Here is an 8,955-nt window from a genome sequence, read left to right on the forward strand (position 1 = left end):
CCCCGCTGCGGGCTTCGCCCTGCAGGGGAGGGAGATTTTTCAATTGTAAACAGCCTTTAGCGGCATTCTCCCCAAATAATCAGCCCCTTTCTTCATGCTTGAAGAAAGGGGCTGTTTGTTATCGCGCGGGCATGTGTTTCAGCGCTCAATGACGATTTTCGGGAACGCCTGTGTCTCCGTTTTTTGTCGCGCGGCGAGGTGGGCGGTGGTGCGCAGCGCAATGGTGCGGTAGCGTTTGGCGATGTCGCTCTCCGGGGCGGCGGCGGTGGTCGGGTTGCCGTTGTCGGTTTCTTCGCGGATGCGAATGTCCAGCGGCACGTCGCCGAGGTAGGGCAGGTGATGGCTGACCGCCAGCAGTTTTCCGCCGTCCTTGCCGAAGATGTGCGCCTCATGGCCGCAGTTGGGACAGGTGTAGCTGCTCATGTTTTCCACCAGCCCCAGCACGGGGACGGCGACTTTGTCAAACATGGTTTTGGCTTTTTTGGCGTCCAAGAGGGCGATGTCCTGCGGCGTGGTGATGATGACCGCGCCGGCGACCGGGATTTGTTGCGACAGCGTCAGTTGGGTGTCGCCGGTGCCGGGCGGCAGGTCGATGATGAGGTAGTCGAGGTCTTTCCAGCGGGTTTCGCGGAAGAGTTGCAAGAGCGTTTGCGTGACGATGGGGCCGCGCCAAATCATTGCCGTGTCTTCTTCGACGAGGTCGCCCAGCGACAGCGTTTGCAGGCCGTGGCGGAGGATGGGCTGCATGGTGCGGCCATCGGTGCTTTCCGGGCGGGTCGCGCCGCCAAGCATGCGCGCCTGGCTGGGGCCGTAGATGTCGGCATCGAGCAGGCCGGTCGTCGCGCCGAGCTGGTGCAGGGCGATGGCGAGGTTGACGGAAAGGGTGGATTTGCCGACGCCGCCTTTGCCGGAGGCGACGGCGATGATGTTTTTCACGCCGGGGTAGGGTTTCAGGCCGCTTTGCACGTTTTGGCTTTCAATGGTGTAGTCAAAGCGCAGTTTGCTGGCATCAATGCCGAGCGCTTGCAGGTTGTCGCGCCAGCGGCTTTCTTCGCTAGCGGCGGGGAAACCGGGGGCGAGGGTGATGCTGCCGTCGCCGTTGTCGCGCAGGGCGCCGGGGTGGGCGAAGGGTTGCAGGTCAAGGACGGGGTCGCGGTAGTTTTTGAGGCGTTCGGTGTTCATAGCGGGAACCATTGTTGGAAGGAGAGGCAGGCTTGCGCGACGAGCATACTGTAACCGTCGTGCGCGGTGATTCGTTGTGCCGCTGCCCAGGCGAGGAACGGCGTGGTTTTGCCATATTGCATATCGTAGGCGCGGCTCGCGCAATGGGCGATGTTGGCGGGCAGGGCGAGCGGCTCATTGCTGAGACCGGTCGAGGTGGCGTTGATGATGAGGTCGTAGGCGTCGAGGCGGGCGAGGTCGGTGAGCGCCCAGGCGGCGAGCGGCACGGTGGTCAGCGGTTGTTGGCTGGCGATGACGGCTTCCGCCTTGGCGGGAGTGCGGTTGGCGAGGTGCAACACCGCCGGGTTCGCCTCACACAGCGGCAGGATGACGCCACGCGCCGCGCCGCCCGCGCCGAGGATGAGGATGCGGGCGCCGGTGAGGCTGATGCCGTGTTCTTGCAGGGCGAGGCAGAGGCCGCGGCCGTCGGTGTTGTCGCCGTGCAGCTCGCCGTTTTCTTGCCACAAGGTATTGACGGCTTCAGCCGCCGCCGCGTAAGGCGTGGTGCGCTCACAGAGGCGGTAAGCGGTTTGTTTGTAGGGGACGGTTATGTTCAGCCCGCGCCCGCCGTCGGCAAAGAAGCGGGCGACGGTGGCGGCAAAATCCGCTTCATCTGCGGCGAGGATGCGGTCATATTGCAGCTCGATGCCGCGCGCGGCGGCGAAGCCCGCGTGGATTTCCGTCGAGCGCGAGTGGGCGATGGGGTTGCCGATGACGGCGCAGTGGTGGGTCATGGTTTTTGCGGTGGTGTGTCGGGTTACGGGATGCGCCAATCAGGGCGGGTCATGTTCACAACCACTCCAATCCGGGCAATTCCGCCAATGCCTGCGGAAAAAGGTAGTCGCCCTGGAGCAGCGGCAGTTCGAGGTGATGCCAACGGGCGTGGATAGCAGGGCGCAGCGTGGTGAGCGCGTCGTAAATGATAGTAGTGCAATAACGCGGCGACTGCTCGCGCGCCCGCAGGTGAAATGGCTGGCCGATTTGCTCGGCGACCGCGGTTGCCAGTTGCACACGCTCCGCCTCATCGAGAAACGCGGGACGGGCGGCGGCGATACTACCCGCCAGCCGCGGATCGGTAAAGGCGGCGAAGCTGCTGGCAATTACCTGATTGGGATGGGCGGGGTCATCGTCAGTCGTCGCGTGCACGATGCGAATTTCCGGCGCGACGGCAACGACGATGCCGATGTGCGAGTATGCGCCATCATCCAGATAGCGAATCAGCGCGCTTTCCTGCCCGGTACCGGCGCGAAACACCCAGTCGCCCACGGCGAGATTTTCCGGGGCGACAGCGGCGAGCAGTGGCAGCGGCAGGAGCAAAAGGAATGGCAGGAGACGTTTGGTTTTCATGCGATGCGGCTTTAGTGGCCGGAGGGTACAGGCGACGGCGTGCCGTCGCTCAGACGGATGCCACCGGGGGTGCGTATTCGTCGAGTTCGCCGTCTTGCAGATGGTAGAGGCGGGCGGAGACGGGATAAGGCGCCGCGCCGTGCAACTCTTGTGCGAGCTGTTGCAGAACGCGGATGGCGGCGGTGTCGTCGGCATCGCAGTAGAGCAGTGCATCGCGCGCGGGGACGGCGAGGAGGATGCCGTCGGGGTGGTCGCCGATGCCGGTTAGCTGCGGCAGGATGAGGATGAGCGAGGCATCAAGGAAGCCGTCGAGGACAAGGCGGTGGATGCCGCTGCCGTAGTCGTGGTTTTCGGCGCGGCCCGCGCTGTATTGGCGCAGGTTGGCGAGCGCGGTTTGTTGCAGGGCGTCTTCGTCGGCGATGCCGAGTTCGGCCAGATCGCTGCGCTGCAGGGTGCGGAAGGCGTCTCCGGTGTCAATGACATAGACGAGGTGCAGCTCGCCCGCCAGCGGCTGGCTGAGGAGACCGCCGGGAGGCGTGCTGTTGTCGTGTTGTATTTGTCTGGCGGCTTCGACCCAGGCGGCGGGTTTGAGGTTGGGGTAGATTTTGCCTGCATCCATAGTGATGCCGACGACGATTTGACCCATCGCGTTCAGGCGGGCGGTGATGATGGCGTCCAGCGCCTCCGGGGCGTTTTGGTATTCCTGCCAGGCGGTGTCCAGATAGGCGGCGTATTTGCCGCCGTCTGCGGTGCTGACGGTAATGCTGCTGCGGGCAAGGTCTTCGCCCCAATGGATGTCGGCGGGATAGCCGCGTTCGCGCGCGCGGGCGGCGAAGTGTTCGATGAAGGCGCGCCAGTCGAGTAGCGCGGGCTTTTTGCGGAAGAGTTTGGCGAGGACGTTCATGGGTAGCTCCGGCTGATTGAGGGGCGTCTGGCATTTTTAGGGTGGGGCTGCGTCTATGTCGGAATAACAGCGAGGTATGCAGGCGAACCCCACCCCAACCCTCCCCCACAGGGGGAGGGGGTTATTTTTTAAGGCGTGTCGTAGCGGCGACGGTGGTTTTCGATGGCGGCGAGGCGGTACGGCGCCGGGTTGTGGCGGGGCAGGATGATGTCTGCCGTGCCGTCAGCGGCGTGCCACCATTGGCGGTAGGTGTCGTAATCAACCGCCTGGCGTGCGGCGAGCAGGGCGCGGTGCGCGTCGCGGCGGCGGTGTTGTTGGTAATCCGGGTGGATGGTGGCGGCGAGGTATTCACCGGTGCAGCCGGAGCCGTAGCTGAAGAGGCCGAGGGTTTTGCCGCCGAGGTCGTCGCGGTTGTCGAGCATCGCGGCGAGGCTGGCGTAGAGGCTGGCGGTGTAGCTGTTGCCGGTTTCGCGGCTGTATATGAGTCCGGCGGCGAGGGTGTCGTCGCGGGCGGTGGTGTTGTTGATGCGGGCGAGGTGGGCGTGCGCCTTGATGCCCATTTTGTTAAACGGCAGGTGGTAGCAGTAGGCGGCGTGCTCGTCGTAGGCGCAGCCACCGTTGGCGCGGTAGTCCTGCCAGGCGTGTTCCAGCGCCTTGAGGTAGGCAAGGGTGGAGTATTTGCCGTCCACCAGCGGGGTTTTGCGGTGGTTGGGGCGCCAGAAGTCGTAGATGTCTTCGCTGTAGAGGCCGCTTTCCGGCGCGATGGTGGCGAGGCGCGGGTTGGCGCTGATGAGCATGGCGACGGCGGCCGCGCCCTGGGTCGGCTCTGCAGCGCTGTCGAGGTCGTATTTGGCGATGTCGGCGGCGAGTATCAGCACTTTGCGCGCCGGGTGGCGGGCGATGTGGGCGCAGGCGAGTTGGAGGGCGGCGGTGGCGCTGTAGCAGGCTTGTTTGAGTTCGATGGTGCGGCTGTTGGCGGGGAGGTTCAGCAGGCGGTGCGCGCTGACGGCGGCGGATTTGGCCTGGTCGATGCTGGTTTCGGTGGCAAAGAGGACGGTGTCAATGCCGCCCGTGCCGCAATCTTGCAGGATGGGGGCGGCGGCGTTGGCGGCCATGCTGATGATGTCTTCGTCCGGCGGGGCGACTGCCATGCGCTCTTGCCCGATGCCGAGGCGGTATTTGCCGGGGTCAATCTGGTGGTGGGCGGCGAGTTCTGCGAGTTCGAGGTAGTAGTGCGGGGTGTAGAAGCTGAGTTGGTCGATGCCGATGTTCATGTTGTGGCTCTTGTTATGGAAGAAGGAGGGCGGTGTTGTCGCGCAGGGCGGCGTTGTCGCGGCAGCCGAGGAGGTAGAGGGCGGTGCGGTATTCGCGCTCAAGGCGCTTGATGGCAGCAATGACGGCGGCGGCGCTGTCTTGCGCGGCGGCGAGGAAGGGCGCGGCGATGCCGCAGAGTTCGGCGCCGAGCAGCACGGCTTTCGCCATGTCGATGCCATTTCTGATACCGCCGCTGGCGATGAGGATGACGTCCGGGTGGGCGGCGCGGTTGATGCGCAGCGCGTCGGCGGTGGTCAGTCCCCAGTCTTGAAACGTCAGGCCGAGGCTGTCGGCGGGGTCGCGGCGGCGGTGGTGTTCGATGCGGCTCCACGAGGTGCCGCCACGGCCGGCGAGGTCAAAGTAGCGCACGCCTGCGCCTTTGCCGAGAGTAATGTCAGCCGGCGAGAGGCCGCTGCCGACTTCTTTTAAGAGAACAGGCACAGGCAACGCGCGCGCGACGGCGGCAATTTTGGCGGCAAGCCCGGCGAAGTTGGTATCGCCTTCGGGCTGCACCGCTTCTTGTAACGGGTTCAGGTGCAAATAGAGGCCGTCGGCGGCAAGCGTTTCCACCGCGCGGCGGCAGTATTCAACGCCGAAGCCGTAGTTGAGCTGGACGGCGCCGAGGTTGGCAAGGAGGACGGTGTTCGGCGCGATGTCGCGTAGGCGGAAACTCGCTTCAGCGGCGGGGTTGGTGAATTGCACCCGCTGCGAGCCGACGGCGAGGGCGACACCGCACTGTTCGGCGGCTTGCGCGAGGTTGTGGTTGATGCGGCGGATTTCCGGGTCGTCGCCGCCGGTCATTGAGGAGATAAGTAGCGGCAGGCGCAGCGTTTTGCCGAGGAAGTCGCAGCGGGTATCAACGTCGGCAAGGGCGATTTCAGGCAGGGCGCGGTGCGTCAAGCGGATGGCGGCAAAGCCGCTGTCGCCGCGCTCAATCGCCGGGTCTTGCGCGATGGCGTCAAGGTGTTCGCGTTTGCGGCGCGCGGTGTCGCTCATGCGCGGCGTTCCAGCGCGAGATGGGCGCGCATCAGCTCGCCGGGGTTGGTTTGCGCGGCGAGCAGCGACAGTTCGCCGCAAAGGACGGTGGCGGCGCAGATGGCGGCGAGGCGGCGCGCGTTTTCCCCGGTGGGTCGCGCTTCGCGGCAGCCCAGCGCTTGCAGGTGTGCTTCGACGGTGGCAAGCGTGTCGCCCTTGCCATTGCCGACGGTGCCAACGATGAGATTCGGCAGGGTGCAGGAAAAATAGAGGTCGCCGTCGCGCGTCTCGGCGTGGACGATGCCCTGCGCGCCTTCGATGATATTGGCGGCGTCCTGCCCTGTCGCGAGGTAAAAAGCGAGGAGGATGTTGGCGAAATGCGCGTTGGCGCTGCGGATACTGCCAGCGAGGATGCCGCCGATGAAATTCTTGCGCAGGTTCAGCGCGACGATTTGCTCCGGGGTGGTGCGCAGCAGGCGTTCGCAGATACGGCGCGGGATGGTGAGTTCGGCGACGACGTTTTTGCCGCGTCCCAAGATGCCATTGACCGCGCTCGCCTTCTTGTCGGTGCAGTAATTGGCGGAAATCGAGCCGTAAGCAAGCTGCGGGTATTCGGCAAGCAGCCAGGAAATGGCGGCATCGGCGGCCTTGGTAATCATATTGTGGCCGGAAGCGTCGCCGCTGCTGCATTCCAGGCGCAGATAAAGCAGATTGCCGACGATTTCGGCGTGCAGATCCAGCAGGCGGGCAAAACGGCTGGTGGCGGCGATGACGGCGGCGAGTTCGTCGCGGCGGGCGCGGATAGATTGCAGTGCGGCAAAGGCAGACGCGGCATCGGCGGCGGTGAGGAGGACGGAGCGCGCCATGCGCTCATCGACAATGGTGCAGCGCACGCCGCCGCAATGCTCGGCGACCTTCGCACCGCGCGCGGTCGAAGGCCAGAGTGGGGATTCATAAGTAGCGAGCGGCACGCGGACGGTGTCGTTCATGGCATTGCCGCAGATGGTGAGCGGCCCGATCCATCGGGTCGGAATGGGGGTGGAGTGGGTGTCGTTGCGGGTCATGTGGCGGGCTGCACGGTGGCCGGGAAGGGCGCGGATTATAGCACGCGGCCTGCTTCACATTGTGAAACGGCGGGGGTTTACGGCGAATTTACAATCCAAGTGCAAGGGCAACAAAAAAGACGCTCATAAGTGATACTGCAAAAAATTTCAAAACATTGCAGGAGACCACAAATGAGCGCCTATCGCCATCTTGCGCCAGCCGAACGGGAACACATAAATTCTGTGCGAACTGGAGCGCAACAGTGCCTCTCGATGGAACCTACAGCGCCAGTCCGGCGCAGGAGAAATACGACAACAGACACAAGGCTTGCCGGCGCAAGGGCGACCCCATACGCGACAACTTCCCCGTCGGGCATGAGCTGTCAAAGTGCCTGGCAGGAGCGCATTGGTGGCCGGGGAAGCCGATACCGTTGCTGGCGTGGTTGGCTGCTGTTTGCAGTGGAAGAAACCTTATGAAGAGTATTTTGATAGAGATGTTGCACTTGGATTGACAATTCGCCCTGCAGGGGTGGGAACATTCGGTGTCGCAATCCAAATGGGTGCCATTGGAACAGATTAAAAAACACATCCCTTTCAGTTTCAGGAAATATTGCGCTTTCCGCGCCAACGCGCCTTCGCTGCAGTATTTTCCTTTCCGGAAAACGGATTGGCCATGAATGTCAAAAAAATGAACAAAACCGGCAGCACGGCCAGCTCGAAGACAAGCATCCCGTAAAACCATCCTTTTGCCAAAATACCCGCCTGCACCAGGGCGGTGGGTGAATCCAGCATGGCGTGCAGCAGGATGGCATAAAAATAAAAACGGATATTGCGATCTGCGGCCGCATACAGCACATAATACGACAGCACTATCTGCGCACCCAGCGCAAAGACGCGCTCCAGCACCATCCAATAAATGGCAGTAGCTGACAACGTTTCTGCCTGCGTAATAATCATGAATGGTATTTTTTCCCGGGATTCCGGCGGTGCCAGATAAACCATCAGATAAAGGGAAAGAATGGCCACACCCGTCAGCAGCATTTCCATGCCGCCGTGACCCAGGCCATAAGCCAGCCCGTCTGACTTGGCCAATTCCCGCCTTTTCTGTACCCATTTGAATACCAGCCAGCGCGCGCTTTCTTCAAAAATAGCGGCGGCCATGACGCCATATAGCGCATAAAGCCACGGATGCTGTTGAATCAGCGCAATGCTGCCATTGGCTGCCGGACGCAAAACCAGAAAATGAAGCATCCGCTCCAGAATATTGACCGCCAAAAAGAATGCCAAAGCGCCCAGCGCGACCATGCCAAAACGGATTTTGAATTTCCGCCGCGCATAAATCGCAGCCGCCAGCAAAATGACGGGAAACAATATCAGGGCAATCAGCAAATGAATGGCTATTCCGCTCATAAATCCTCCCGGAATCATTATGGAAAAAATACCGCCAACGTCATAGCTGTGCGCTGGCAGGAATGGATACAGCACCATACTGCGATGCAGAAATGAAAGCAAACGGTGCGGGGCGGTTGATAGTATCCGGCAAAAGCGACTACAATGCGCAAACGTTGCTACATTTCACCGGAGGACACCATGCAAACCATCAGCAGCCGCGAATTTAACCAAAACGTCGCCAAGGCAAAAAACATGAGCGACACCGCCCCCGTTTGCATCACCGACCGTGGCCAGCCCGCCTATGTGTTGATGAATTACGCCGCCTACAAGGCATTACAGGAAGGCAAGCCGAGCCTGGCCGAAAAATTGAGCGATCCGGCATCGGACTGGATTGAAGTGGAATTTCCCCGCTGCATCATCGCCGACCGCGAGGAATTGTTCTGATGTTTCTGCTCGATACCAACATTCTCTCGGAAATCCGCAAAATCAGCCAGGGGAAAGCCGATCCTGCATTGGCGCGCTGGACGCGGACGGTTGATTTCGACCGCTGCTACCTGAGCGTCATCACCCTGCTGGAAATTGAGCAAGGCATTTTGCGGGTGCAGCACCGGGGCGACGAGGCGCAGTTTCTGCGCCTGCAAAAATGGCTGAACGAAACGGTGCTGCCCACCTTCGAGCCGCGCATCCTGCCGGTTGACCGCCACACCGCCCGCATCTGCGCCCGCCTGCACGTCCCCGACCAGCGTCCTTATAACGACG

General features: G+C 62.3%; 10 protein-coding genes. 2 read left to right on the forward strand and 8 right to left on the reverse strand.

The window, feature by feature from the left end; all coding sequences use genetic code 11:
* Positions 1-138: 138 nt before the first annotated feature.
* The 8 genes from apbC to Q0349_RS13995 all read right to left on the reverse strand — a co-directional run bounded on the left by apbC (position 139) and on the right by Q0349_RS13995 (position 8,292).
* A complete protein-coding gene (gene apbC, locus Q0349_RS13960) occupies positions 139-1,182 on the reverse strand; it encodes an iron-sulfur cluster carrier protein ApbC (protein WP_298081625.1) in 1,044 nt (347 codons plus the stop codon).
* The gene (gene aroE, locus Q0349_RS13965; protein WP_298081626.1) at positions 1,179-1,955 is read right to left on the reverse strand and encodes a shikimate dehydrogenase; all 777 of its coding nucleotides are present in this window, start codon (positions 1,953-1,955) and stop codon (positions 1,179-1,181) included. The genes apbC and aroE overlap by 4 nt, the downstream gene beginning before the upstream one ends.
* 55 nt (positions 1,956-2,010) lie before the next feature.
* Complete coding sequence (locus Q0349_RS13970; protein WP_298081627.1) at positions 2,011-2,568, reverse strand: YiiX/YebB-like N1pC/P60 family cysteine hydrolase; 558 nt, start codon at positions 2,566-2,568, stop codon at positions 2,011-2,013.
* A gap of 49 nt (positions 2,569-2,617) precedes the next feature.
* On the reverse strand, positions 2,618-3,472 hold the full coding sequence (locus Q0349_RS13975) for a DUF1444 family protein (protein ID WP_298081628.1): 855 nt from the start codon (positions 3,470-3,472) through the stop codon (positions 2,618-2,620).
* Between the two features lie 128 nt (positions 3,473-3,600).
* Complete coding sequence (locus tag Q0349_RS13980) at positions 3,601-4,746, reverse strand: hydroxymethylglutaryl-CoA synthase (protein ID WP_298081629.1); 1,146 nt, start codon at positions 4,744-4,746, stop codon at positions 3,601-3,603.
* 13 nt (positions 4,747-4,759) lie between these two features.
* A complete protein-coding gene (fni, locus tag Q0349_RS13985) occupies positions 4,760-5,782 on the reverse strand; it encodes a type 2 isopentenyl-diphosphate Delta-isomerase (protein WP_298081630.1) in 1,023 nt (340 codons plus the stop codon).
* Positions 5,779-6,861 carry a hydroxymethylglutaryl-CoA reductase gene (locus Q0349_RS13990; protein ID WP_366916336.1) on the reverse strand — a complete coding sequence of 361 codons (1,083 nt, stop codon included), beginning with the start codon at positions 6,859-6,861 and terminating at the stop codon, positions 5,779-5,781. Before Q0349_RS13990 ends, fni begins: the two co-directional genes overlap by 4 nt.
* Before the next feature lie 543 nt (positions 6,862-7,404).
* Complete coding sequence (locus Q0349_RS13995; protein WP_298081632.1) at positions 7,405-8,292, reverse strand: YhfC family glutamic-type intramembrane protease; 888 nt, start codon at positions 8,290-8,292, stop codon at positions 7,405-7,407.
* A 102-nt stretch (positions 8,293-8,394) separates the two neighbouring features.
* Here Q0349_RS13995 and Q0349_RS14000 point away from each other — a divergent pair, with 102 nt between their 5' ends.
* A complete protein-coding gene (locus Q0349_RS14000) occupies positions 8,395-8,640 on the forward strand; it encodes a type II toxin-antitoxin system Phd/YefM family antitoxin (protein WP_298081633.1) in 246 nt (81 codons plus the stop codon).
* Positions 8,640-8,955, forward strand: a 316-nt coding sequence (locus tag Q0349_RS14005; protein ID WP_298081634.1) for a PIN domain-containing protein, incomplete at its 3' end; no start/stop codon positions are given. The genes Q0349_RS14000 and Q0349_RS14005, both read left to right, overlap by 1 nt.

This window comes from uncultured Cardiobacterium sp. (assembly GCF_938028185.1).
In the GTDB taxonomy this organism is placed as follows: Bacteria; Pseudomonadota; Gammaproteobacteria; order Cardiobacteriales; family Cardiobacteriaceae; genus Cardiobacterium.

What these genes read in the sequence shown, in the direction of transcription:
- apbC (WP_298081625.1), bottom strand. Translation starts at nt 1,182, where the DNA reads ATGAACACCGAACGCCTCAAAAACTACCGCGACCCCGTCCTTGACCTG.
- aroE (WP_298081626.1), bottom strand. Translation starts at nt 1,955, where the DNA reads ATGACCCACCACTGCGCCGTCATCGGCAACCCCATCGCCCACTCGCGC.
- Q0349_RS13970 (WP_298081627.1), bottom strand. Translation starts at nt 2,568, where the DNA reads ATGAAAACCAAACGTCTCCTGCCATTCCTTTTGCTCCTGCCGCTGCCA.
- Q0349_RS13975 (WP_298081628.1), bottom strand. Translation starts at nt 3,472, where the DNA reads ATGAACGTCCTCGCCAAACTCTTCCGCAAAAAGCCCGCGCTACTCGAC.
- Q0349_RS13980 (WP_298081629.1), bottom strand. Translation starts at nt 4,746, where the DNA reads ATGAACATCGGCATCGACCAACTCAGCTTCTACACCCCGCACTACTAC.
- fni (WP_298081630.1), bottom strand. Translation starts at nt 5,782, where the DNA reads ATGAGCGACACCGCGCGCCGCAAACGCGAACACCTTGACGCCATCGCG.
- Q0349_RS13995 (WP_298081632.1), bottom strand. Translation starts at nt 8,292, where the DNA reads ATGGTGCTGTATCCATTCCTGCCAGCGCACAGCTATGACGTTGGCGGT.
- Q0349_RS14000 (WP_298081633.1), top strand. Translation starts at nt 8,395, where the DNA reads ATGCAAACCATCAGCAGCCGCGAATTTAACCAAAACGTCGCCAAGGCA.